Here is a 25,083-nt window from a genome sequence, read left to right as displayed (position 1 = left end):
GACGAGCCGCGTGGGCGCCGTCGCAGTCTCGTCAGTGTAGGCCCGCGCGGACGGCCCCGCATCGGGCCAAACCCGGCGCGGCCATGCTAGGTCATCGCTCGAGCGGGGCCACCGATTGCTCGATCGCGCCGAAGATCGATTTGCCCGCTTCGTCGAACATCTCGATCTTGACCGTGTCGCCGTACCTCATGTACTCCGTTTGGGGTGCGCCGCCCGCTATCGTTTCGAGACAGCGTTTCTCGGCGATGCAGCAGTAGCCGCGCTTGTCGTCCTTGTTCGAGACGGTGCCCGAGCCCACGATCGAGCCGGCGCGCAGATTCCGTGTCTTGGCCGCATGGGCGATCAACTGGCCGAAATGAAACACCATATCGACCCCGGCCTCGGGCTGACCGACCTTCTTACCGTTCCAATGCACGATCATCGGCCGATGCACGCGGCCCTCCCGCCAGTGCTCGCCCAGTTCGTCGGGCGTCACCGCCACGGGCGAAAACGCCGTGGCCGGCTTGCTTTGAAAGAAGCCGAAACCCTTCGCTAGTTCGGCAGGAATCAAGTTGCGCAACGAAACGTCGTTCACGAGCATGAGCAGGCGCACCGCCTTGAGCGCGGCGTCGGGCGCACTCGCCATCGGTACGTCCGATGTCACGACCGCCACTTCGGCTTCGAAGTCGATACCGAATGCCTCCGAGGCGCAAACGATGTCGTCGCGCGGACCGAGGAAGTCGTCGCTGCCACCTTGATACATCAAGGGATCGGTCCAGAACTCGGGCGGCATTTCGGCCCCGCGGGCACGGCGCACGAGTTCGACGTGATTGACGTAGGCAGACCCGTCGGCCCATTGAAATGCCCGCGGCAACGGAGCCATGCAGTCCTTCGGCTCGAACGCGAACGTATTGCGGGCGCGGCCTTGATTGAGCGCGTCGTAGAGCTCGGCGAGCTGCGGGGCGTAGAAGGGCCAGTCGTCGAGCGCGCGCTGCAGCGTCGGAGCGATGCCATCGGCGATGGCGGCCGTGCGCAGATCGCGCGAAACGACAATCAATTGACCGTCGCGGGAACCGTCTTTGAGCGTGGCAAGTTTCATTTAGCGAGGATCGAAGCCGTGAGATGACGTTGGAAGCAATCTATTTTACGATGGTGAATGCGCAGCACCACGGGGCCCGGTCGGCCGTCGCGATGCGCGCATTCCAGCCGAAGCCCCAATCGGGCCCTCGATCACCCCGCACCCGCTTTCTCATGTCCGCCACGCATCCCCACCCGTCCGCTTTGTCCGATTCGCCCGATCCTGAGCTCGGGGAGCCGCCCGAGGCGCTCGAGGAAGGCGCCGACGGCGAGGAAAAGGTGCGCTCGGGGATCCAGTCGATCGAAGTCGGATTTCGTCTGCTGGAGGTGCTGACGAACGAGCCGGGCGCGATGATGCTGCGCGATCTGGCTAAGCGCGCCCAGATGAGTCCCGCGAAGGCGCACCGTTATCTCGTGAGTTTTCAGCGCCTGGGCGTCGTGGCGCAAGACCCCGTTTCGGGGCGTTACGAGCTGGGCGGCTTCGCGTTGCAGATGGGCCTTGCGCGGCTGGCCCGCGTGGACGGCGTCAAGCTCGCCCGGCTCGCGCTAAGCGAGCTGCGCGACCGGCTCGACGTGACCGTCGGAATCGCGGTTTGGGGCAACCTCGGACCTACCGTCGTTCATTGGAGCGAATCGAGCCACCCGGCGAAGGCGGCGCTCAAGCTCGGCGATGTCATGCCGCTGCTCGGCTCGGCCACGGGACTGCTGTTCGCGGCCTACCTCCCGCGCGGCAAGACCGCCGCCATGATCGAGCGCGAACTGGGCCACTCGCGCCGCGCCGCGCACGCAACGGGTCCACGCAGCGAAGCCGAACTCGAAGCCGTGCTCGCGCAGGTACGCGAGCATGGCGCGGCGCGCGTTGCCGGCATGCTGCTGCCGACGATCCACGCCTTTTGCGTCCCCGTATTCGACGCCTCCGGCGATCTGGCGCTCGGCTTGACCGCGCTGGGGCACGAGGGCGAATTCGACCTCGCATGGGACGGGCCGATCGCGCTAGCGCTCAAGGCATGCGCCGCCAAGCTCTCGTACGAACTCGGCTACAGCGAAGCGCCGCGGTAACGCTCGATGCGCGATCGCCGGCGGCTCGTCACGGCCGGCACGATCCGTCATTTGCGGGCATCATGTGCGTTTGTCCGTGTCTTGCCACGTTTCGCAAGCTGCCTTCGGGCGCCCGAGTCTTCCGCCATGTCCGAGTTGTCCCGCTGCCCCCCGGCGCTCAGTACCGTTTCCGCCCCGCGCGGGACGCCGCGCCGCGCCTGGCGTTGGGGCGCGGCGCTGGCGCTAGCCGTCGCGCTGCATGGCGCGGGCTGGGTGTGGTTCGCGACGCATCGCGACGCGCTCGCGCCCGAAACGTCCAAGCCTCCCGTCGAGGTGGCGCTGTTGACAGCGCAACGGATCGCGCGCGGCGAGACCGGACATCGTCCGCCCGCGGCGCGCACCGAACCGGCGCGTGCCCGCGCGCCTCGGCACGGCCAAGCCGCGCCCGTGCTCCATGCCCTGACCCCGCCCCCCGCCGCGACCGAATCGCCGCAAGGGTCCGAATCGCCGGGCGTCAGCGAGCCCTCGGCGACTGGCCCCGCGCTCGCGGCGAGCGCGGCCGTCGGCGAGCCCACCGACGCCGCGACCCACGCCTCCGCGGGCACCGCGAAGACGGGCCCGCGATTCTCGGTCCCGCCCTCCGGGGATTTGCACTACAACACCTTTTACAACGGGGTGGAAAACGCGCCAGGCACGATCCGATGGTCAAGCGACCGCGAGGGCTATGAAATGCTCGTTTCGGTACCGCTGCCATTCGTCGGGACGTTTACCTACGAAAGCCGCGGCCGCATCGACGCCTTTGGCCTTGCACCCGAGCACTACATCGAAAAGCGCGGCCGCCGCCCCGAGCAAGTCACGACGTTCGACCGTGCGGACAAACGCATCGGCTTCACGCGCACGAGCACGACGCTTGCGCTGCCGGACGGCGCCCAAGACCGCTTCAGCATGGTGATGCAGCTTGCAAGCCTCGTACGCGGCGATCCCGATACCTACAAACCGGGCGTCACGCGCTCGTTCTACGTGGCCGACGACGACAGCGGCGAGCTTTGGCCGATCGAGACGATCGGCGACGAATCGATTCGGACTGCCGAAGGTTTCATCGACGCCCGCCACTTCATGAGACTGCCTCGGCATGACGGCGACAGGCGCCGCATCGACGTTTGGCTCGCCCCTTCGCTGGGCTGGCTGCCCGCCCGGATCATGCAGACGGAACCCAACGGCTCGCAGATGGAGCTCGTCTGGCGCGGCCCCCTGCGCCCGCCGGGCGCGGAAAATGCAACATCGATGGCAAGGACACCGGATGACTCGTCCGATGCCGCGGCGCTCGAGACCGGGCCGACGCGCGAGCAGCCCTAAACCGGCGACTCGCGCGTGCCGTTAACGCAGGTGTCGAGGCACACGGACGATCCTCGATGTTTTCCCTTGCCGCTCGAACGTTTTGCATGATTGGGGTCTAACGATTAGGTCGATGGCGCTTGAGGCTGGCGGTTGCGGTTTGGGGGCGAACATTTAGTTGCAATGTTCCAACCCGTTTTAAGCGTCGTTTAAGACCCACCCCTTGAAATTCCATGCAACACGCTCCAAGTACTGGGCGGAAAACGGCCAGGAGCCAATCGGAATAAGGAGTGTCGCCATGCAAATGATCTACAACAGCCCCAACTATTGTGTCGTCGAGTTCGCACCGCAAGCGGGCCACCTGGCGATGAACGCAGGTGGCTACGAAATCGTAGACAAGAACACGCAGCGCGAGATCTTCATCGACGGCGCGATGGCGGCACAGTTTCGAGAGCATGTACGCAAGCTCATCGAAGAAGAGCCCACGTTAGACGAAGTAGACGAGTTCCTCGGTCAATTCGACAGTCTGATGACCCAGCCCGTGGTTCTGCACTGACGGTTTCATAGGCCGCAAGGCGGCACGACAATCCCATCGAACCCCGTCCGGCTTGCCGGGCGGGGTTTTCTTTTGCGCGTTGCTCGCCCCCGGGATCACCGGCGGGCTCAATCGGCAGCCGCTACAATGTCGGTTCCGAGATTACGCCTAGAGCCCGCCCGTCATGAACCCGTCCGCCGCCGCTCCAGCCGCCCCCACGCCCTATACGCGAGGCGCCGCCTTGCCCGCGCTGCTCGCGTCGCGCATCTTGATCCTGGACGGCGCGATGGGCACGATGATCCAGCGCTACAAGCTCGACGAAGCGCGTTATCGAGGCGAACGCTTCAAGGATTTCGGGCGCGACGTGAAGGGCAACAACGAGTTGCTCTCGCTGACGCAACCGCAGATCATCGGCGAGATCCACGAGCAGTATCTGGCCGCGGGCGCCGACATCATCGAAACGAACACGTTCGGGGCCACGTCGGTCGCGCAGGCCGATTACGGGATGGAATCGCTCGTGCGCGAGATGAATCTGGCGTCGGCGCAGCTCGCGCGCGCCGCTTGCGATAAATATTCGACGCCGGACAAGCCCCGGTTCGTCGCGGGCGCGATCGGACCGACGCCGAAGACGGCCAGTATCTCGCCCGACGTCAACGACCCGGGCGCGCGCAACATCACGTTCGACGAGTTGCGGGCGGCGTACTACGAGCAAGCGCAAGCGTTGCTGGAGGGGGGCGCCGACCTGTTCCTCGTCGAGACCATCTTCGATACGCTCAATGCGAAGGCGGCCCTCTTCGCGTTGGACGAACTGTTCGAGAACACGGGGCAAGTGCTGCCCGTGATGATCTCCGGCACGGTCACCGACGCCTCGGGCCGCATTTTGTCGGGGCAGACGGTCGAGGCGTTCTGGAATTCGCTGCGTCATGCGAAGCCGCTGACGTTCGGCTTGAACTGCGCGCTCGGCGCTGCGTTGATGCGTCCGTACATCGCCGAGCTGGCCAAGATTTGCGACACCTATGTGTCGTGCTATCCGAACGCGGGCTTGCCGAATCCGATGAGCGACACGGGCTTCGACGAAACGCCCGACGACACGTCGCGCCAGTTGAAGGAATTCGCGCAGGCCGGGCTCGTGAATCTCGCGGGCGGCTGCTGCGGCACGACGCCTGAACACATCGCGGCGATCGCCAAAGCGCTGAGCGGCGTGAAGCCGCGCGCGTGGGCACATTACCGCGACGCGGCTTAACTGGCCCCCGCCATTTGGACTGCGATCATGCCAGCGATCAACAAACTGACCATCGAGGGGTACAAGTCGATCCGAGCATTGCGTGATCTGGAGTTGCGCAACTTGAACGTTCTGATCGGGGCGAATGGAGCCGGGAAATCGAATTTCATCGGCTTCTTCCGCATGCTCGCAGAGATGTTCAGCGAGCGGTTGCAGATGCATGTCCAATTGCGCGGCGGGCCGGATGCGCTTCTTTACTATGGCCGCAAAACGACGGACCGCATCGTCGCTGAGTTCGAGTTCGATCAATCCGAGGTGTCAGAGGGTGAAGCCGCGGTCCAAGCGGACCGCTATCGATTCGAGCTGGAGCCTACGACCGACCATCGTCTGGTTTTCGGGCAAGAGATCGTCTGGGATAACCGGTGGCAGCACTCGCAGTCGCGGCCGATAACCTTTGGCGCGTCGCATCCCGAGTCGCAACTAGCCCGCCACCTCGACGCGGGTACCGCCAACCCTGCGACGGCTCGCTTTCTGCAGGAAATCGTCCACCCGCTCAACCGCCTGCGCGTCTACCACTTCCACGACACTAGCGATTCCGCGAAGGTCAAGCAAATACACGCGACTAACGACACGCTCCGCTTGAAAGAGGATGGAGCGAATCTAGCGGCGTGGCTCCGCATGCTGCGCGAGAACCATATTGCCAGCTACCGCGCGATCGTGGCGGCCATTCGGCTCGTGGCGCCGTTCTTCGACGACTTCGTCTACCGAGCGAGTGAAACGGCGGATGTGCAGCTCGAATGGACCGAGCGGCGCGACCCCGACACACCGCTTAAGGCGCATGCCCTATCGGACGGCACCCTACGATTTATCTGTCTGTGCACCCTTTTGCTCCAGCCGTGGGAGCTAATGCCGCCGGTGATCTTACTGGACGAGCCGGAATTGGGCTTGCACCCCTATGCGATAAACGTCCTCGCCGATCTCTTGCAACGTGCCGCGGAGCACAAGCAATTGATCATCGCCACGCAATCGGTCGAGCTCATCAACTGCCTCAGCGTCGAAGACTTGATTGTCGTCGATCGAAGAGACAACGCCTCGGAGTTTCGCCGGCTCGACCCGGATGAGTTCAAAACCTGGCTGGGCGACTACTCACTGGGCGAGCTTTGGAAGCAAAATGTCCTCGGCGGGAGACCGGCCTAATGATCGCGCTGATCGTCGTCGGGGAAGGGCAGACCGAAGAAACGTTTGTTAGGAGCGTATTGGCGCCCGCGCTCGGTCGACTCGACATCTTCGTCGAGCCTCGATTGATCAAGACGTCGGGTACGGCAAGCGGGGGGGCGCTCAACCTTGCCCGCGTGCGGCAACAGTTGAAGAGTACCCTTGCGCAACGGACGAACACTTACGTCACCAGCTTTTTCGATCTCTACGGGTTGGACACGAGCTTTCCCGGAGTGAAAGAAAGCCGCGGGCGGCCTCCCACCGAACGAGCGTCGCAAATCGAAGCCTTGCTGGCGGACGACGTTATCGCAGCGTCGCAGTGTCGCCGCGAACGCTTCATTCCCCACATCCAGCCGCACGAATTCGAAGCAATCCTGTTTTCCAACGTGAGCCGTTTTAGCGAAACAGAGGCGGCGTGGGCTCACCATCAAGACGAACTCTCGGCCGTTCAGGCGAGGTTTCCAACACCGGAACATATCAATGATTCTCCCGAGACGGCTCCATCCAAGCTGCTCGCGCGCATATTGAAGCCGCGGTACCGGAAAACACTGCACGGCCCCGATCTCGCAAACCGCATCGGCCTAGACGAAATCCGCGAGAAATGCCCGCACTTCCGGCAATGGTTCGAGCGCATCAGCAGCCTCGAGCCGCTATGACATCGCACCCGGACGAACTTACGCCAGATCACACACAAACCATGACCGAACACATGATGCGTCTTGCCGGCCTCGAGCCGTTTAACGTCGCCTCCGGCGCGCTCTTCATCAACGTGGGCGAGCGCACGAACGTCACGGGCTCCAAAGCGTTCGCCCGCATGATCCTGAACGGCCAGTTCGACGAGGCGCTCGCGGTGGCGCGCCAACAAGTCGAGAATGGCGCGCAGATCATCGACGTCAATATGGACGAAGCGATGCTCGATTCGAAAGCGGCGATGGTGCGCTTTCTGAATCTGATCGCCTCCGAACCCGACATCGCGCGCGTGCCGATCATGATCGACTCCTCGAAATGGGAAGTGATCGAGGCCGGTCTCAAATGCGTGCAGGGCAAAGCCATCGTCAATTCGATCTCGCTGAAGGAAGGCGAGGAAGCGTTCCGCCACCATGCCCGGCTGATTCGACGCTACGGCGCCGCGGCCGTCGTCATGGCATTCGACGAAACGGGCCAAGCCGATACGTTCGAGCGCAAGACGCAGATTTGCCAGCGTTCGTATCGAATCCTCGTCGACGAAGTAGGCTTCGAGCCCGAGGACATCATCTTCGACCCGAACATCTTCGCCGTCGCGACGGGTATCGAGGAGCACAACAACTACGCCGTCGATTTCATCGAAGCCACGCGCTGGATCAAGCAGCACCTGCCGTATGCCAAGGTAAGCGGCGGCGTGTCTAACGTCTCGTTCTCGTTCCGCGGCAACGACCCGGTGCGCGAAGCGATCCATACGGTGTTCCTCTATCACGCGATTCAAGCCGGGATGGACATGGGCATCGTCAACGCCGGCCAACTCGGCGTCTATGCCGATCTCGATCCCGAGCTGCGCGAGCGCGTGGAGGACGTCATCCTCAATCGGCGCGCCGACGCGACGGACCGGCTGCTCGAAATCGCCGACAAATTCAAAACCGGCGCGGCCAAGAAGGAAGAGAACCTCGAATGGCGCAATCAAGGCGTCGAGGCACGCCTAGCGCACGCGCTCGTGCACGGCATCACGAACTTCATCGTCGAAGACACCGAAGAGGCGCGCCAAAAGATCGCCGCGGCCGGGGGACGGCCGATCAACGTGATCGAAGGCCCGCTGATGGACGGCATGAACATCGTGGGCGACCTGTTCGGTCAGGGCAAGATGTTCCTGCCGCAGGTCGTCAAATCGGCGCGCGTGATGAAGCAAGCCGTGGCGCATCTGATCCCGTTCATCGAGGAGGAAAAGCGCAAGCTCGCCGAGGCGGGCGGCGACGTGCGCGCGAAGGGCAAGATCGTCATCGCGACCGTGAAGGGCGACGTGCACGACATCGGCAAGAACATCGTCTCGGTCGTGCTCCAATGCAACAACTTCGAAGTCGTCAACATGGGCGTCATGGTCCCGTGCAACGAAATCCTCGCCAAAGCGAAGGTGGAAGGCGCGGATATCGTCGGGCTTTCGGGACTCATCACGCCGAGCCTTGAAGAGATGGCCTACGTCGCCTCCGAAATGCAGCGCGACGATTACTTCCGCATCAAGAAAATCCCGCTGCTGATCGGCGGCGCGACCACCTCGCGCGTGCATACGGCCGTGAAGATCGCACCGCATTACGAAGGGCCGGTGGTGTACGTGCCCGACGCGTCGCGCTCGGTGTCGGTAGCGTCGAATCTGCTCTCCGACGAGGGCGCGGCCAAGTATCTCGACGAACTGAAAAGCGAATACGAGCGGATCCGCCAGCAGCACGCCAATAAAAAAGCGCAGCCGATGGTGACGCTCGCGCAAGCGCGTGCCAACAAGACCCGCATCGATTGGGCCGCCTACCGCCCCGTGAAACCGGCCTTCGTGGGGCGTCGCGTGTTCAAGAACTACGACCTGAACGAGCTGGCGCAATACATCGACTGGGGCCCGTTTTTCCAGACGTGGGACCTCGCCGGCCCCTACCCGGCGATTTTGAACGACGAAATCGTTGGCGAATCCGCACGGCGCGTGTTCTCCGACGCGAAGTCGATGCTCGCGCGGCTCATTGCCGGCCGCTGGCTGACGGCCAACGGCGTCATCGCGCTGCTGCCCGCGAACACCGTCGGCGACGACGACATCGAGATCTACACCGACGAATCGCGCTCGCAAGTCGCGATGACGTGGCATAACCTGCGCCAGCAGAGCGTGCGGCCCGTGGTGGACGGCGTGATGCGCCCGAACCGTTCGCTCGCCGATTTCATCGCGCCCAAGGATTCGGGCGTGCCCGATTACATCGGCATGTTCGCCGTCACGGCGGGCATCGGCGTCGATGCGAAGGAAAAGCAATTCCTCGCCGATCACGACGACTACAGCGCGATCATGCTCAAAGCCCTGGCCGACCGGATGGCCGAGGCATTCGCCGAAGCCATGCACGCGCGCGTGCGGCGCGAACTGTGGGGATATGCGGCCGGCGAGACGCTCGACAACGAAGCGCTGATCGCCGAACGCTACGCCGGAATCCGGCCGGCGCCAGGCTATCCGGCCTGCCCCGACCACCTCGTGAAGCGCGACTTGTTCGCCACGCTCAAGGCCGACGAGGTGGGCATGACGGTGACCGAATCGCTCGCGATGCTGCCGGCCGCGAGCGTGTCGGGCTTTTACATCGCCCATCCGGAAAGCCGCTACTTTTCGGTCGGCAAAATCGATCGCGACCAAGTGGAAGACTTCGCCCGCCGCAACGAGATCGCCCTCACCGATGCCGAGCGGGCGTTGGCGCCCTTGCTCTAATCGACGGCGCGCGGCAATCGCGGAGCGCGCCCGCGGTCCGCACAAAAGGAAGAGCCCGGTTCACGCGAGCAAGCGTGAACCGGGCTCTTTGTTCCGACTATTGCGGCTACGCTTGCCGCACGGCGGTCCGGCCTGGACGAGGCCGCTCAAACACCCCAAAGGACGTCGGCGTTTTCGCGATGCGCTTCGCGCAGCATGTCGAGGAACGGGAAAGCGCGCTGGGCGAGGCCGATCGGCAACTCGTGCGGCTCATGTCCCTCTTCCCCTTCATGGAAATGCCCTTCGTGTTCGGCAATCTCCCGCTTGTCCGTCACGATCGCCGCCTCTAGCTTCGAAATCGCCTCGGGCAACTCGGCGTGCGTAATCACGCCGCGCGCGCCCAATTGCTTGCCGACGATGCCGACCAGATACTGCGCCAGATTTTCAAGCATGACGACATCCGGCGCCGCACGACATTTAAATGTAATCAACATGATGGACCCGTTTCCTTCGTTTTGTTTACCACGCCTGACAGCGCCATGACAGTGCTTGCTCCCGGCTGCGCGGCCGGCGCAAAGCGATAGCGGCCACGTCCCCGGTGGCGGGGCGCCTCATTGAGACATATTAGCACCTGCTAAAATCCGGCTAGAGATAAACGCGCGCGTTCGCGCCGCGCTTGCGCGAAGATGGCGAGCCCGCCGGCTCGCGCTTCCCGCCAACCCCTTGCGTCCGCGCCGCGGATCGCTCAAGCCGACCGTACCGAAACAGCATGCTGCCCGCACATAAACAAAATCTCGAAGCCTTGCTCGCCGCGAGCGTGAAGCAAGTCGTCACCGAATCGAACGGCGATGCCGCCGTCACGCCCGCGATCGCGCTCGAACGCCCGAAGGCGGCCGCGCACGGCGATGTCGCCTGCAACGTCGCCATGCAGCTTGCCAAGCCGCTGCAGAAAAACCCGCGCGAACTCGCTCAGCGCATCGTCGATACGCTGCTCGGGCAGCCGGCCGCCAAGGACCTCATCGACGCCGCCGAGATTGCCGGTCCCGGCTTCATCAACCTGCGGCTCACGTCGAAGGCGAAGCAGGCCGTCGTCGGCGCAGTCATCGCCGAGGGCGCCGGCTTCGGCCGGTCGACGCACGGCGCCGGCAAGCGCGTGCTCGTCGAATTCGTCTCGGCCAATCCCACCGGGCCGCTACATCTGGGCCATGGCCGGCAAGCGGCGCTCGGCGACGCGCTCGCGAACGTCCTCGCGAGTCAAGGCTACGGCGTTCACCGCGAGTTCTACTACAACGACGCCGGCGCGCAGATCCATAACCTGGCCGTCTCCACGCAAGCGCGCGCGAGGGGGTTCAAGCCCGGCGATGCGCTCTGGCCCGAGGCGGCGTACAACGGCGAATACATCGCCGACATCGCCTGCGACTACCTGAACGGCGAGACCGTGGCGGCCAAGGACGGCGAGCCCGTCAAAGGCAAGGGCGACATCGACGATCTCGACGCGATCCGCAAATTCGCCGTGGCCTATTTGCGTCACGAGCAAGACATGGATTTGCAGGCCTTCGGCGTGAAGTTCGATCGCTACTACCTCGAATCGTCGCTATATTCGGAAGGGCGCGTGGCGAAGACCGTCGACGCGCTCGTCGCCGCGGGCAAGACGTTCGAGCAAGACGGCGCGCTGTGGCTGCGCACGACCGAATACGGCGACGACAAAGACCGCGTGATGCGCAAATCGGACGGCACCTATACGTATTTCCTGCCCGATGTCGCCTATCACGTCACGAAGTGGGAACGCGGCTTCGAGAAGGTCATCAACGTGCAGGGCTCGGACCACCACGGCACGGTCGCGCGCGTGCGCGCGGGCCTGCAGGCGCTCGGCATCGGCATCCCGAAGGGCTACCCCGACTACGTTCTCCACAAGATGGTGACCGTCATGCGCGACGGCCAGGAAGTGAAGATTTCCAAGCGCGCCGGCAGCTACGTCACCGTGCGCGATTTGATCGAATGGTCTGGCGGCGCCGCGCCGGGTCAAGAAACCGCTCCCGATCTGCTCGACGAAGCGACGATTCAGCGCGGGCGCGATGCGGTGCGGTTCTTCCTGATCTCGCGCAAGGCCGACACCGAATTCGTCTTCGACGTCGATCTCGCGCTGAAGCAAAACGACGAGAACCCGGTCTATTACGTCCAATACGCGCACGCGCGGATCTGCTCGATCCTCGCCGAATGGAAGACGCGTTACGCCGGCGACGAGGCGGCGCTGCCGCAAGCGGACGTCTCCGTGCTGACGAGCGCGCGGGCCATGTCGCTCATGCATAAGCTGGCGGAATACCCCGACATGCTGACGCATGCGGCGTCGGAACTCGCGCCGCATGCGATCGCGTTCTATCTGCGCGAACTCGCGAGCGAATTTCACTCGTTCTACAATGCCGAGCGCGTGCTGGTCGACTCTCAAGCGGAGCGCGACGCCCGCATCGCGCTGCTCGCGGCGACGCGCCAAGTGCTCGCCAACGGCCTCGCGATCATCGGGGTGTCCTCTCCCGCCAAGATGTAAAGCATCGCGCGCGTTCACCGCGCGCCGCCGCGCGCCATCGCTATAATCGGTGGCCGCCCTTCTCGCGGCCTGACGCACGGCATGCGCCGGTGCCGCCCTCCGGGCTTCTTTCGCAGGTGATTCAGATAATGGCAAAACCGAGCCGTACCGCGCCACGCAGCACGTCCCCGAAGGGGAAGCAGAACGCCGATGCCCAACCTGCGCGCGCGCGGGGCCGAGGCGCCGCCTCGGGCGCGGGCAAGCAAAGCGGAAGCACGTTCCTCGGCATCGTGCTGGGCTTGATCGTCGGCCTGGCGATCGCCGTGGTCGTGGCGCTCTATATCACGCGCGCACCCACGCCGTTCGTGGCCAAGGTCGCGCCGGGCGGTGCGTCCGAGACAGGGACGATCGAACAGCAATACGATCCGAATCGGGCGCTGCAAGGTAAGTCGCCGGGACAACCCGTGCCGCAGGCGGCGCAACAAACGCCTCCGCCGAACACGGCGCCGGGCCAATCGTCGGGGCAGCCGGCCACGCCGGCGCAAGCGCCCGGTTTGCTGCAAGAGCCGCAAATCGTCGAGGTACCGTCGACGAACGGTGCGTCGAGTGCGGCACCCAACGCGGCGAGCGCACCGGCGCAACAGCAACCGGCTCAAGCGAACGCGCAGAAGAAGCCCGCGCAGCCGGCCAACGTGCCGCCCGCCGCCACGCAGAACGCGAACAACGCTAATACCGCCAATAACGCGGCGCATCCGGCCGCCGGCGCGTCGGCCGGCGCGAACGACGCCAATACCGGCTACTTCCTGCAGGTCGGCGCTTATAAAACCGCCGCCGACGCCGAGCAGCAGCGCGCGCGCCTGGCGTTCCAGGGCTTCGAGTCGAAGGTGTCGCAGCGCGATGCCGGCGGGGTAACGTATTTCCGCGTCCGCATCGGCCCGTTCTCCAAATTCGACGACATGAACGCGACGCGTCAACGTCTGTCCGATGCGGGCATCGACACGGCCGTGATTCGCTTTACCAAGCAGTAACCCATAGGCGGCGATGCGCCGTTCCCCAATGAACCATGCGGGGACGGCGTGAGTCTGATTCGGCAGATGTTTGCAGCGAGCGAGCTGCCCTTGTACCGGCATCGACGCGCCCCGTTCATCGTACCCACGAGCCCAAAATGAAAAAACTGATCCGTACGCTGTTGTTTTCCGTCAGCCTGGCCGTTATCGGCGCGGGCGTCGCGCAAGCGTCTCCGTCCGCGCCCGTCGCCGGAAAGGACTATACGGTCCTGAAGACGCCGCAACCGGTCGATGCGCCGGCCGGCAAGATCGAAGTCATCGAATTCATGTGGTACGGCTGCCCGCACTGCAACGAATTCGACCCGTACCTCGAGAAATGGGTCAAGGCGCTGCCGGCGGATGTCGTGTTCAAGCGCGTACCGGTCGCCTTTCGCGACGATTTCATCCCGCATTCGAAGCTCCTTCACGCGGTCGATGCGCTGGGCCTCGTGCAGCAACTGACGCCCGCGATCTTCCATGAAATTCACGTCAACAAGAACTACCTGCTGACGCCGGAAGATCAGGCGAAATTCCTGGCCACGCAGGGCGTCGATACGAAGAAGTTCCTGGCCGCCTACAACTCGTTCTCGACGCAGTCCGAGTTGAACCGCGATAAGCAGATGATTCAGGACTACAAGATCGACGGCGTCCCGACGCTGGCCATCCAAGGGAAATACGAAACGGGCCCCGCGGCGACCGACAGCCTGGCCGGCACGATCCAAGTACTCGACTACCTCGTGGCGCAAGTGCGCGCGAAGAAGATGTAATGCACGCGGGCGCCGGTGTGAACGCATCGCTCAAGGTTTTTATCACCGGCGCCTCGAGCGGCATCGGACTCGCCCTTGCCGAGCAATACGCCCGGCAAGGCGCCATTCTCGGGCTCGTCGCACGCCGCCTGGATCCCCTCGCCGAGTTCGCTCGGCGCTTTCCTCAAGTCTCCATTGCCACCTACGCGGCCGACGTGCGCGATGCGCAGGCGCTGGCACGCGCGGCCGCCCGGTTCATCGAAGATCATGGCTTGCCCGACGTCGTCATCGCCAATGCCGGTATCAGCAAAGGCGTGGCGACGGGGTATGGCGATCTCGAAACGTTCCGGGAAGTGATGGATATCAATTGCTTCGGCATGGCCGCAACGTTCGAACCGTTCGCCAAGGCCATGGCCGAGGCGCGGCGCGGCACGCTCGTCGGAATCGCCAGTGTCGCGGGCGTGCGTGGATTGCCCGGTTCGGGCGCCTATAGCGCATCGAAGGCCGCCGCGTTGACGTATCTCGAATCGTTGCGCGTCGAAATGCGTCCGTTCGGCGTGGCCGTCGTGACGATCGCCCCCGGCTACATCCGTACGCCGATGACGGCTCACAATCCCTATCCGATGCCGTTTCTGATGGACGCCGAGCGCTTTGCGCAAAAAGCCGCCGCGACCATTGCGAGAAAAACGCGGTTTGCCGTATTGCCTTGGCCGATGCGGATCGTGGCTGTATTGCTCCGGCTCCTGCCGCGATGGCTGTACGATCGCCTTTTCGAAAAGGCGCCAAGGAAGCCTCGGGCGGTGAGCTAGGCGCAAACGTGCGGGTGTGCCACGTCAGGCATATCGATATGAACCGTGCGTCGTTGTCGCCGTCGTGCGCTTGGGCTAAGCTCATTGGCTCGCCGCGTTGCTGCCCTCATTTGCGGCCTTCCGTCTGAAAGGGGAATCCATGCACGTCAAACTGCTCGCCGCCACGCTCGCCCTATTGCCCGCTCTTGCATTCGCCAAGCTGCTCACCGTGTGCACCGAGGCGAGTCCCGACGGGTTCGACGTCGTGCAGTTCAACTCCCTCGTCACCACGAATGCATCGGCCGACGTCATTTTCAACAGGCTCGTCGATTACGACGAGGCCACGAAAAAGATCGTCCCCGCGCTTGCCGAGAAGTGGGACGTCAGCGGCGACGGCCTCGTCTATACGTTCCATCTGCGCCCGAACGTAGCGTTCCAGACGACCGATTACTTCAAGCCGTCGCGGCCCCTGAACGCCGACGACGTCGTCTTCACCTTCGAGCGCATGCTCGACGCCGCCAATCCCTGGCACAAAGTGGCCGGCCCCAACGGCTTTCCGCACGCGCAATCGATGGGGCTCGTCAAGCTCGTGAAAGCGGTCAAGAAGATCGACGATCGCACGGTGGAGTTCGACTTGAACGAGCCGAACGCGACGTTCGTTCCGACGCTGACGATGGGCTTCGCATCGATCTATTCCGCGCAATACGCCGACGAACTGCTCAAAGCGGGCAAGCAAGCCGATTTGAACGCGAAGCCGATCGGCACGGGGCCGTTCGTGTTGAAGAGCTACACGAAGGACGCGGTGATCCGCTATGACGCGAACCCCGCTTACTGGGGGCCCAAGCCGAAGGTCGATCGCCTTATTTACGCAATCACGCCCGATCCGACCGTGCGCGCGCAAAAGGTCAAAGCCGACGAATGCCAAATCGCGCTCTCGCCGAAACCCGAGGACATTGCGGCGGCAAAGGGCGACAAGTCGCTCGCCGTCGTGCAAACGCCGGCCTTCATGACGGCGTTCGTCGCGTTGAACACGAGCAAGAAGCCGCTCGACGACGAGCGCGTGCGGCAAGCGATCAACTTGGCGTTCGACCGCGCCACCTACTTGAAGGTGGTCTTCGACAATACCGCGACGCCGGCCGTCAATCCCTATCCGCCGTCGACCTGGAGCTACGACCAAGCGGTCGAAGCCTACCCGTACGACCCGGCCAAAGCGAAATCGCTGCTGGCCCAAGCGGGCTATCCGAACGGGTTTGCGACGACGATTTGGGTGCGTCCGCAAGGCAGCGTCCTCAATCCGAAACCGAAAGCCGGTGCCGAATTGCTGCAAGCCGATCTCGCCAAGGTCGGCGTGAAGGCCGAGGTGAAGGTCATCGAATGGGGCGAGCTGATCAAGCAGGCCAAGCAAGGGCAACACGACCTGCTGTTCATGGGATGGGCCGGCGACAACGGCGACCCGGACAATTACCTCACGCCGCTTTTCAGTTGCAACGGCGTGAAATCGGGCATCAACTTCGCGCGCTTTTGCGATGCCAAGCTCGATAAGCTGATCGCCGACGGACGCGCCACGGCCGACCAAGCCGCTCGAAGCAAAGACTATGAGACGGCGCAGACGATCATCCACGACCAAGCGCTGTGGATTCCGCTCGGCTATCCGACCGCGAGCGCGATCACGCGCAAGTCGGTGGAAGGCTACAAAGTCAGTGCCTTCGGCCGGCAGGATTTCGCGACCGTCTCCGTGAAATAAGACAGCGCCGCGCGGCCATCCGTTGACGCGTGTCACATGGCCGCCTTACCCTAGGCGCCGGATTCACGATTCGATCAACGGCAGTCATGCGAAATCTCGGCCGCGCGGTGGCGGCGATCACGTTTTGGGCCGCCCTCGCGGCACTCTCTCCCGCCATTGCGCAAACGCAGTTCGACCGGGCCGGCGATCCGGCGGCCGGCGATCCGGCGGCCGGCGATCCTGTCGTTGCGGATCGGGCGGCGGGCGATCCCGCGGCGGGCGACCCCGCGGCGGGCGCGCCGGTCGAGAGCACGCATCTGACGGTCGCGCCGATGGCGGTCGCCCAAGTCACCATCGCGCCTACGGAGCCCACGCCCGCCCCAAGCGCACCGGTCGCGCCCATCCGCCAAGGACCGCCCCCAATGGTGGCCGTTCCCGAGGCCGTCTATGTGACGAACTTCGTCGCCGTGCCCGTCAACACCTCCTCGGCCGGATTGCTGGCTCGCCTGCGAACGGCGCTCCACGCGCATGCGGCCGGGCACGACGCCGGGCTCGTCGCTCAAGCCGTGGTTCAACGGCTCAACCATGCGGGCATCGCGGCCCGGTATCTGGCGCCGGGCGATCAGCCCCCCGCCATGGGCTGGCTGATCGGCGGGGTATTCCATTTGCAAGGCGAAGGCGCAGCCGACAGCGCCGCGTCGGGCGCGCAGGTCCTCGGCGCCGACGTCTCCGTCACGGTCGCCGACCTGGAACACGGCGCCGATACGCCGTTTGCCATCATCGGCGCGCCACTCGCGGCGGCCGCGTCCAGCGGCGAGCATGCGTGGACACCCTATATCGTCCCCGCCAAACTTTCGTTCGAGCGCGCCGAGCGCAATGCGGCCATCGCCGAGCTTGCTCGCGAAATCGCCGATGCGTTCGTCGGCAACATGACGGCCTTGCGCCAAGCCGACGCCAACGCGATCGCGCCCTGACCGAACCTGCCGCGCGTTCCCGTAGTGGCGTGCGCGGCATCGCTGCTCTATGCTTCTCGCGAATGTCGCGCCATGCCGGTGCGTCCCAATCCGAGGAGCCGCTCATGTCCTACCTGCTGTTGATCGTCGAGCCGGTCGGCCAGCGCGCCGAACGCACGCCCGACGAGGCGCGCGCCGCCTACGACACGATGGTCCGCTTCGGCGAGGATCTGAGCAAACGCGGGCTGCTCGTGGCCGCACAGTCGCTGGCCTCGACCGACGAAGCGGTACGCGTGCAAGTGCGCTCGGGCGAGCGCCGCCTCGTCGACGGTCCGTTCGCCGAAGCCAAGGAAATGGTCGGCGGCTTTTACTTGCTCAATTGCGACCGCGAGGAAGAGGCGCTCGCCATCGCGGCCGAGTGCCCGGCCGCCCAGTGGTGCACGGTCGAAGTCCGGCGTTTGGCGCCGTGCTACGAATAAACGCGCCGCGCTCGGATACGACGATCGGGTGCCGCTGTCGATCGCGAGGCCTTTCGTTCGTCGTATAGGTAAAGAGGCCGATAGGCGGCCTCCCCTACCGCGAGGAGCAATGCGATGCGTTTCATGATCATGGTTCGGGCCACCGCCCTGAGCGAAACTGGCGCGATGCCGGAGCAATCGTTGCTGGCCGCGATGACTGCCTATCACGAAGAATTGGCGAGCGCGGGCGTGCTGCTCGACGCGAACGGACTCAAGCCCAGTCGCGAAGGCTGGCGCGTGCGCTATTCGGATGGGAAACGCTCGATCATCGACGGCCCTTTCGCCGAGACGAAGGAATTGATCGCGGGCTACACCTTGATCCAAGTACGCTCGCGCGAGGAGGCGCTCGAGTGGGCGCGGCGCTTCCCGGCGCCGTTCGGCGAGACGGCCGACGGCGAAATCGAGGTGAGGCCGCTCTTCGAGTTCGAGGATTTCGAGCCCAGCGAGCCGATCGAGCGCTGGCGTGAAGTTCAGGAGAGCCGGCGTTGACCGCAAGCAACCCTACGCACGGAGCGATTGAAGCCGTCTGGCGCATCGAGGCCGCGCGTCTCGTCGCGCATGCCGCGCGGCTCGTGCGCGACGTCGGCGTTGCGGAAGAGCTCGCCCAGGACGCGCTCGTCGCCGCGCTCGAACACTGGCCGCGCGATGGCGTGCCGGACAATCCCGGCGCTTGGCTGATGGCGACGGTCAAGCATCGCGCGCTCGACAAGCTGCGCCAAGACGCGCTGCACGCACGCAAGCACGAGGCGATCGGGCGCGACTTGGACGCGTTGGAAGCCCACGTCGTGCCCGATTTCGTCGATGCGATCGATGAGGCGCGCGCCGACGACATCGGCGACGACTTGCTCCGGCTGATCTTCACGGCGTGCCACCCGGTGCTTTCGACGGATGCGCGCGTCGCGCTGACCTTGCGGCTACTGGGCGGGCTCGCCACGCACGAAATCGCGCGCGCGTTTCTGACGCCCGAGGCGACGATCGCCCAGCGTATCGTCCGCGCCAAGCGCACGCTGCGCGAAGCGCGGGTGCCGTTCGAGGTGCCGCGCGCCGATGCCCGCGCAACGCGTATTGGGTCGGTGCTAGAAGTGCTCTATCTGATCTTCAACGAAGGTTATGCGGCGACGGCGGGGGAAGATTGGACGCGCCCGACGCTGTGCGACGAAGCGCTGCGCCTCGGCCGGATCCTCGCGGAGTTGATGCGCGAGGACAGCGAAGTGCACGGCCTCGTCGCACTGATGGAGTTGCAGGCTTCGCGGCTGCATGCGCGAATCGACGCGGGAGGCCGCCCCGTGTTGCTCGCCGATCAAGACCGCTCGCGTTGGGATCCGCTCTTGATTCGCCGTGGCCTTGCCGCGCTCGAACGCGCGCAAGCGCTCGGCGGCGCGCTCGGCCCTTATGCGCTGCAAGCGGCGCTTGCGGCATGTCACGCACGCGCGCATCGCGCCGAAGATACCGATTGGGCGCAAATCGTCGCGCTCTACGATGCCCTTGCAGAAATTACGCCCTCGCCCGTCGTCGAACTGAACCGCGCGGTCGCGGTCGGCATGGCGTATGGACCGCAGGCGGGTTTCGACATCGTCGAAGCGCTCGCGGCCAATCCGGCACTCGCGCGCTACCACTGGCTGCCGAGCGTGCGCGGCGACTTTCTGGCCAAGCTGGGCCGGCTCGACGAAGCGCGCGCGGAGTTCGAACGGGCGGCCACGATGACACAAAACGCGCGCGAGCGGCAATTGCTGCTGGCCCGTGCCGATGCGATGCGCATCGATCGTTGATGCGCATTCGCAACCCACGGCGACGCCTTTCGGCTTCACACCGCGCTTTCGGAAACGGGAACGGTTCGTGCTGAGCAAGCTTTCTATTTGCTTTCACCACGAGCCCATAGGAGCGCTCATGACACCGTGCCGACCCATCGTGAATCGTTTCGTCGCCGCGTTGCTTTCCCTTACCCCCGCTATGCCGGACGCCTGGGCGGCCTCGCCTACCGAACCGGCATCGAAAGAACGCGTCACGCGGTTCATCGTCAAGGTCAAAGCATCCGCCACCCCGCAATCGACTCATTCGAATACGGGCGAGCAAGAGGCCCATGCAGCGCTTGCCCGACGGGCCATCGAACGCGTCTTGCACGAGAAGCCGGTCGAATCGCCGCCGGCGGGGCGCGTCCGCCGCTCGCCGCAGTACGTCATCGAGACTCGGCCGATGTCGGGTGCCGCGCACGTCGTCACGCTGAGCAGTCCCGTGCGCGAGGATACCGCGAACGAAATCGCGGCGCGCTTGCAGTCCCAACCGGAGATCGAATATGCCGAACCGGACTATCTGCTGCATCGCCAGTTGGCGCCGAGCGACCCGCTCTATGAAAAGCAATGGGGCCTTCGCAACGCCGTGGGCGCCGCGCGCTTTCACACCGCATGGGACACGACGACGGGTTCGAGCGAGGCGATCATCGCCGTGGTCGATACGGGCTATCGGCCGCATCCCGATCTCGTCGCCAATCTACTGCCCGGATATGACTTTCTGACCAACCCCGTGATTGCCAACGACGGCGACGGCAGAGATGCCGACGCATCCGACCCGGGCGATTGGGTCACCGAGGAGGAATCGCTCGCGTGCGACGGCACCGACCGCTGGGCGAGCAACAGTTCATGGCACGGCACGCATGTCGCCGGCACGATCGGAGCCGTGGCCAACAACGAGATCGGCGGCGCGGGGGGCGTTTGGCAAGCGCGGATCTTGCCGGTCCGCGCGCTAGGCAAATGCGGCGGGCCGGCGAGCGACATCATCGACGCGCTGCGTTGGGCGGTGGGGCTTCCGGTCCCCGGTGTACCGGCCAACGCGCATCCGGCCAAGATCGTGAACATGAGCCTCGGGACGTCGCAGCCTTGCGGCCGCGCCATGCAAGCGGCCATCGACGACGTGCTGGCGCAAGGGGCAACGCTCGTGGCGGCCGCGGGCAACGGCGGCATCGAAGTGGGCGAGCCCGCGAGCTGCCGCGGTGCGATCGCGGTGGCGGCCATCGATGCGGACGGCAAAATGCCGGCATTCAGCAACTTCGGCGCGCGCATCGATATCGGTGCGCCGGGCGTCGGCATTCTATCGACCTCCAACGCGGGACTGACCGTTCCGGGCGACGACACCTATCGAACCCAAGACGGCACGAGCATGGCCGCGCCGCACGTCTCGGCCGCCGTTGCGTTGATGCTCGCCGCCAGCCCTAGCCTCACGCCTTCCGCGATCCGCGAGAAACTGCGAGCGAGCGCCCGCGCTTTTCCCGCGGACTCGAACTGCGCGGCTAAGGAAGATGGCGCGCAATGCGGCGTAGGCATGCTCGACGCCGCGGCAGCGCTGGTGCAGCCCGAGGCAGCGGCGGCAACGAATCGATAGCACGCACGCCTCGTGGGTCGGCGCTCGCCCGCCTTTCGCCGAAGCGAGGTGAGGTGAGCGCCGCAATCGCCCCCGATCACCATTATTTGAAGAGACCTGCGCACAGCCTCCAATCAAGCCCCGCCAACTTGCTGACAATCGTTGCAACGTCATACGCACGGCTTATATTCGAACTATCTCGTTCGCCGCTCGGGGCGGCGACTTGCGGCTCCCCCTCCCGCGACCGCCTCCGAGGCAAGCCCACCCGCGAGGCCGATCATTCATGAAATCCGTGATGGCTCACATCGTCCGGCACCAGGCGATGTTCAAGAAATTGCCGTTGTTCGCGATGATGCGCGACGACAGTCTATTGCCAAGGGAACGTCTGTCGTTCATGCGACAGACCGCGTTTTTTATCATGGCGTTCGGCGACATCAATCGGCATTTGCTGTATCGGCACGAGGCAGCCGATCCTCATCAGCAGCGCTTGAACGCGCACGCCGAAGAAGACGCCAACCACTGGCAGTGGTATCTGGAAGACCTCGAGAAACTCGGATGGAACGCCGAAACGACGGTGATAGACGCGCTGCATGCATTATGGAGCGACGAGACCGCTTGTACCCGGCTACTCGCCTACGAGCTTTGCGCACTCGTCGATCAAGCCGAGACCGTCGAGCGCATCGCGATCGTGGAAGCCGTCGAGGAAACGGGCAACGTCGTATTCGAGTCGACGGCGGCGCTCGCCGCGCCGCTCGAACGAGAACTGGGTCAGCCGCTGCGATTTTTTGGGCCGTCCCATGTCGCCTTCGAAGACGGACATCTACAAAACGGCGAGCACGCCGAGATCGCCGCGATCGCACTCGACGACTCGCAACGCGCACGCTCCGTGCAATTCGTCGACCGCGTGTTCGCCGCGTTCACGGCGTGGGCGGACGAAGCCTTCGCCCTCGCATCCGCCGAACTCGGCGGCAGGCGGGCCGCCGCGACCGCACCGAACGCACTACCGCTAACGCCCTGACGCCCTGACGCCCTGACAAACCCGCCGGCCCATCTCACCCCGCGGGCGCGAACCGCACGATCCCGTCCTCGCCCTCTTCGCGCGCCAGTTCGCCGGCCAGCCATAGCAAATGCAGGTGAGCGAGCGCCTCGCCCATGGCGAACGTCAATTGGTGAACGTCGAGTGCGCGCTTGAACATCAGCGGCACGATATCGGCGGCGCTCATCGGGCGCTCGGCACACGCGGCCCGCACCTCCGCGAGACGGGCGTCATGGTGCGCGCGCAATTGCGCGATACGCGTATGCAGCCCACGGAACGGCTTACCGTGCGAGGGCAGCACGAGCGTATCGGCGGGCATCGCTTCGTAGCGCCCGAGCGATTCAAGGTAGAGCGCAAGCGGATTGCCCTCTGGCTCGATGTCGAAGACGGACACGTTCGTCGAGATTCGCGGCAACACCATATCGCCCGAAATGAGCACGCCGGTCGCTTCGCAAAAGAGCGCGGCGTGCTCCGGCGAGTGCCCGTAACCCGTCACGACGCGCCAATCGTGCGCGCCGATGCGGATGACATCGCCCTCGCGCATACGCCGGTACTGCGTCGGCATCGACGGTACGAGCTTCGAATAATAGTCGCGCCGGTTGCGCAGCTTTTCGAGCGAGACCGCGTCTTGCAATCCATGCCGCGCGAAGTGGCGCGCCGCGCCTTCGCCGCCGGCGTTCGATCCGTCTCCCGCGGCCATCACGCGCCCGAGCATGTACTCGCCGAGCGTGATCCATAGCCGCACGTTCCAACGCGCACGCGCCCCGCCCCGGCAGATCCAGTCGGCGAGCCCCAGATGATCGGGATGGCAATGCGTCACGATCGTGCGCAGTATCGGCGCGTCGCCGAGCACCTCCTCGAAGATTCGTTCCCAATTGGACTTGATCGCTTCGTCGGCGACGCCGCAATCGACCACGGTCCAACCGGTGCGTCCGTCGATTTCGTCCGCGAGCAGCCACAGGTTGATGTGATCGAGCACGAACGGCAACGGCATCCGCACCCAAAAGACGCCAGGCGCCACCTCGCGCACGCGCCCCGGCTCGGGCAACGCATCGGCGAACGGATAGTCGAGTTGATGTTCCAACGCATTCATCTGGGTAATCCCGGTCGGATGCAACCGGGCGCCGCCCAGTTGCACTTTGTCGAAGTTGACGATAACGTAAACGTCCGTCGATTCTACCCCGACGCGCCCGCCATGACCCAGCACTTCACGATCACCGAACTTGCACGCGAATTCGACGTTACGCCCCGCGCGATCCGTTTCTACGAGGATCAGGGCCTGCTCGCGCCGCGCCGCGAAGGCTCGAGCGGCCTGCGGCGCGTGTATTCGCCGCGCGATCGCACGCGCTTGAAGCTGACGTTGCGCGGCAAGCGGCTCGGCTTCACTTTGTCGGAAATTCGCGATCTGCTCGATCTGTACGAATCGCCGACCGATACTGTGCCGCAGTTGCATGCATTCCTTGCGACGATCGCGGAGCACCGGCAGGTGCTCGAGCGGCAGTTGGAGGATTTGACGGCGACGCTCGAAGACCTCGCGCAGTACGAATCGCAGTGCCGGGCAATGCTGGCCGAGAACGGCGTGGCACTCGAGCGCGGCGCCCTCGCCCGCGAGGATGAAGACGAAGACGAGCCTGGCCGCGACCGAGAAGGGGCGGCCCATTCCGAGCGAACATGAAACACTTTCCCAAACTGCTGTCGTCGCAGATCGGCTTCGATGTCGCGCAGTCGATTCTGGAAGGCTTCAATCGCCATTACGGCTCGTTCCGCGCCGCGGCCGTGCACGCGAAGAGCCTATTCGAAGCCGGCGATTGGCTCGCGCTGCAAAAGCTCGCGCGCGACCGCATCGCGTCGTACGACGACCGCGTCGAGGAATGCGTGCGCTTGCTGGAGGACGAATACGACGCCGAGAACATCGACGATGAAATCTGGCAGCAAATCAAGCTGCATTACATCGGCCTGCTGACGCAGCACCTGCAGCCCGAGTGCGCCGAGACGTTCTTCAACTCCGTGTGCTGCAAGATCTTGCATCGGTCGTACTTCAACAACGACTTCATCTTCGTTCGGCCCGTCATCTCGACGGAATACCTCGAAAACGACGAGCCGGCCGCCAAGCCGACCTACCGCGCGTACTATCCCGGCAAAGACGGTCTAGCCGCCACGCTCGAGCGCATCGTCACGAACTTCCAGCTCGAACGGCCTTTCGAGGATTTGACGCGCGACGTGGCCTGCATCATCGATTCGATCCACGAAACGTACGGCGCCTTCTCGGAAGCGGTGAACTTTCAGGTTCACGTGCTCTCGTCGCTGTTCTATCGCAACAAGGCCGCATACATCATCGGGCGCATCATCAACGGCGAACTGCTGCTGCCGTTCGCCGTTCCCATTCGTCACGTGAAGCCGGGCCTGCTTGCGCTCGATACCGTCTTGCTCAAGCGCGAATCGCCGTTCCCATTCGTCACGTGAAGCCGGGCCTGCTTGCGCTCGATACCGTCTTGCTCAAGCGCGAACAACTGCAGATCATCTTCAGCTTCTCGCATTCGTACTTCTTAGTCGACATGGACGTGCCCTCCGCCTACGTCGACTTCCTCGGCACCTTTTTT

Annotated in this window: 22 protein-coding genes and 1 pseudogene; 20 read left to right on the top strand and 3 right to left on the bottom strand. The window is 64.5% G+C overall.

Annotated elements, in window-relative coordinates; genetic code table 11:
- Nucleotides 1-91: 91 nt before the first annotated feature.
- Nucleotides 92-1,078, bottom strand: coding sequence for a fumarylacetoacetate hydrolase family protein (locus DXT59_RS00120; RefSeq protein ID WP_116134749.1), 987 nt, complete (start codon nucleotides 1,076-1,078; stop codon nucleotides 92-94).
- Nucleotides 1,079-1,101: 23 nt separating this feature from the next.
- Here DXT59_RS00120 and DXT59_RS00115 point away from each other — a divergent pair, with 23 nt between their 5' ends.
- The 7 genes from DXT59_RS00115 to metH all read left to right on the top strand — a co-directional run bounded on the left by DXT59_RS00115 (nucleotide 1,102) and on the right by metH (nucleotide 9,816).
- Nucleotides 1,102-2,115 (top strand): IclR family transcriptional regulator, encoded by a 1,014-nt coding sequence (locus DXT59_RS00115; protein WP_162877878.1) that lies wholly within the window; start codon nucleotides 1,102-1,104, stop codon nucleotides 2,113-2,115.
- A gap of 126 nt (nucleotides 2,116-2,241) precedes the next feature.
- A complete protein-coding gene (locus tag DXT59_RS00110; RefSeq protein ID WP_116134747.1) occupies nucleotides 2,242-3,450 on the top strand; it encodes a DUF3108 domain-containing protein in 1,209 nt (402 codons plus the stop codon).
- A gap of 277 nt (nucleotides 3,451-3,727) precedes the next feature.
- Nucleotides 3,728-3,985, top strand: coding sequence for a BTH_I0359 family protein (locus DXT59_RS00105; RefSeq protein WP_102609771.1), 258 nt, complete (start codon nucleotides 3,728-3,730; stop codon nucleotides 3,983-3,985).
- Nucleotides 3,986-4,148: 163 nt separating this feature from the next.
- Nucleotides 4,149-5,207, top strand: a complete 1,059-nt coding sequence (locus DXT59_RS00100; RefSeq protein ID WP_116134745.1) for a homocysteine S-methyltransferase family protein — start codon at nucleotides 4,149-4,151, stop codon at nucleotides 5,205-5,207.
- A gap of 27 nt (nucleotides 5,208-5,234) precedes the next feature.
- The gene (locus DXT59_RS00095; RefSeq protein WP_116134742.1) at nucleotides 5,235-6,383 is read left to right on the top strand and encodes an AAA family ATPase; all 1,149 of its coding nucleotides are present in this window, start codon (nucleotides 5,235-5,237) and stop codon (nucleotides 6,381-6,383) included.
- The gene (locus DXT59_RS00090) at nucleotides 6,383-7,057 is read left to right on the top strand and encodes a DUF4276 family protein (protein ID WP_116134740.1); all 675 of its coding nucleotides are present in this window, start codon (nucleotides 6,383-6,385) and stop codon (nucleotides 7,055-7,057) included. The genes DXT59_RS00095 and DXT59_RS00090 overlap by 1 nt, the downstream gene beginning before the upstream one ends.
- A complete protein-coding gene (gene metH, locus DXT59_RS00085; protein WP_116134738.1) occupies nucleotides 7,054-9,816 on the top strand; it encodes a methionine synthase in 2,763 nt (920 codons plus the stop codon). Before DXT59_RS00090 ends, metH begins: the two co-directional genes overlap by 4 nt.
- Nucleotides 9,817-9,962: 146 nt before the next feature.
- Here the strand turns inward: metH and DXT59_RS00080 are convergent, their stop codons facing one another.
- The gene (locus DXT59_RS00080; protein ID WP_116134735.1) at nucleotides 9,963-10,289 is read right to left on the bottom strand and encodes a DUF1840 domain-containing protein; all 327 of its coding nucleotides are present in this window, start codon (nucleotides 10,287-10,289) and stop codon (nucleotides 9,963-9,965) included.
- Nucleotides 10,290-10,564: 275 nt separating this feature from the next.
- On the opposite strand from DXT59_RS00080, the gene argS reads away from it, so the two are divergent.
- The 11 genes from argS (at nucleotide 10,565) to DXT59_RS00020 (ending at nucleotide 22,465) form a co-directional block, all read left to right on the top strand.
- A complete protein-coding gene (gene argS, locus DXT59_RS00075) occupies nucleotides 10,565-12,340 on the top strand; it encodes an arginine--tRNA ligase (protein WP_116134733.1) in 1,776 nt (591 codons plus the stop codon).
- 128 nt (nucleotides 12,341-12,468) lie between these two features.
- Nucleotides 12,469-13,347, top strand: coding sequence for an SPOR domain-containing protein (locus tag DXT59_RS00070; protein ID WP_116134731.1), 879 nt, complete (start codon nucleotides 12,469-12,471; stop codon nucleotides 13,345-13,347).
- A 137-nt stretch (nucleotides 13,348-13,484) separates the two neighbouring features.
- Complete coding sequence (locus DXT59_RS00065) at nucleotides 13,485-14,132, top strand: thiol:disulfide interchange protein DsbA/DsbL (RefSeq protein WP_116134730.1); 648 nt, start codon at nucleotides 13,485-13,487, stop codon at nucleotides 14,130-14,132.
- Nucleotides 14,133-14,149: 17 nt separating this feature from the next.
- Nucleotides 14,150-14,920: an SDR family oxidoreductase gene (locus tag DXT59_RS00060; RefSeq protein WP_162877879.1), complete on the top strand. Its 771-nt coding sequence runs from the start codon at nucleotides 14,150-14,152 to the stop codon at nucleotides 14,918-14,920.
- Nucleotides 14,921-15,059: 139 nt separating this feature from the next.
- Entirely contained in the window at nucleotides 15,060-16,643 is a 1,584-nt protein-coding gene (locus DXT59_RS00055) for an ABC transporter substrate-binding protein (RefSeq protein WP_116134726.1), read from the top strand.
- A gap of 86 nt (nucleotides 16,644-16,729) precedes the next feature.
- A complete protein-coding gene (locus tag DXT59_RS30375) occupies nucleotides 16,730-17,596 on the top strand; it encodes a hypothetical protein (RefSeq protein ID WP_162877877.1) in 867 nt (288 codons plus the stop codon).
- A 104-nt stretch (nucleotides 17,597-17,700) separates the two neighbouring features.
- The gene (locus DXT59_RS00040) at nucleotides 17,701-18,054 is read left to right on the top strand and encodes a YciI family protein (RefSeq protein WP_116134767.1); all 354 of its coding nucleotides are present in this window, start codon (nucleotides 17,701-17,703) and stop codon (nucleotides 18,052-18,054) included.
- A 114-nt stretch (nucleotides 18,055-18,168) separates the two neighbouring features.
- Complete coding sequence (locus DXT59_RS00035) at nucleotides 18,169-18,582, top strand: YciI family protein (protein WP_116134722.1); 414 nt, start codon at nucleotides 18,169-18,171, stop codon at nucleotides 18,580-18,582.
- Complete coding sequence (locus tag DXT59_RS00030; protein WP_116134720.1) at nucleotides 18,579-19,862, top strand: RNA polymerase sigma factor; 1,284 nt, start codon at nucleotides 18,579-18,581, stop codon at nucleotides 19,860-19,862. Before DXT59_RS00035 ends, DXT59_RS00030 begins: the two co-directional genes overlap by 4 nt.
- Before the next feature lie 118 nt (nucleotides 19,863-19,980).
- Entirely contained in the window at nucleotides 19,981-21,468 is a 1,488-nt protein-coding gene (locus tag DXT59_RS00025; RefSeq protein ID WP_162877876.1) for a S8 family peptidase, read from the top strand.
- 262 nt (nucleotides 21,469-21,730) lie between these two features.
- Nucleotides 21,731-22,465 carry a hypothetical protein gene (locus DXT59_RS00020; protein WP_116134715.1) on the top strand — a complete coding sequence of 245 codons (735 nt, stop codon included), beginning with the start codon at nucleotides 21,731-21,733 and terminating at the stop codon, nucleotides 22,463-22,465.
- A gap of 34 nt (nucleotides 22,466-22,499) precedes the next feature.
- Here DXT59_RS00020 and DXT59_RS00015 read toward each other — a convergent pair whose 3' ends face one another.
- The gene (locus DXT59_RS00015; protein WP_116134765.1) at nucleotides 22,500-23,576 is read right to left on the bottom strand and encodes an MBL fold metallo-hydrolase; all 1,077 of its coding nucleotides are present in this window, start codon (nucleotides 23,574-23,576) and stop codon (nucleotides 22,500-22,502) included.
- 102 nt (nucleotides 23,577-23,678) lie between these two features.
- Between DXT59_RS00015 and DXT59_RS00010 the strand changes: the two genes are divergently transcribed.
- Nucleotides 23,679-24,158 (top strand): MerR family transcriptional regulator, encoded by a 480-nt coding sequence (locus DXT59_RS00010; RefSeq protein WP_116134713.1) that lies wholly within the window; start codon nucleotides 23,679-23,681, stop codon nucleotides 24,156-24,158.
- Nucleotides 24,155-25,083 (top strand): annotated as a pseudogene (locus DXT59_RS00005) (isocitrate dehydrogenase kinase/phosphatase AceK regulatory subunit); the annotation flags it as partial. The gene DXT59_RS00010 and the pseudogene DXT59_RS00005, both read left to right, overlap by 4 nt.

This window comes from Trinickia diaoshuihuensis (assembly GCF_003390925.1).
Taxonomy (GTDB): Bacteria; Pseudomonadota; Gammaproteobacteria; order Burkholderiales; family Burkholderiaceae; genus Trinickia; species Trinickia diaoshuihuensis.
This window is presented reverse-complemented; position numbering and strand designations above follow the sequence as displayed.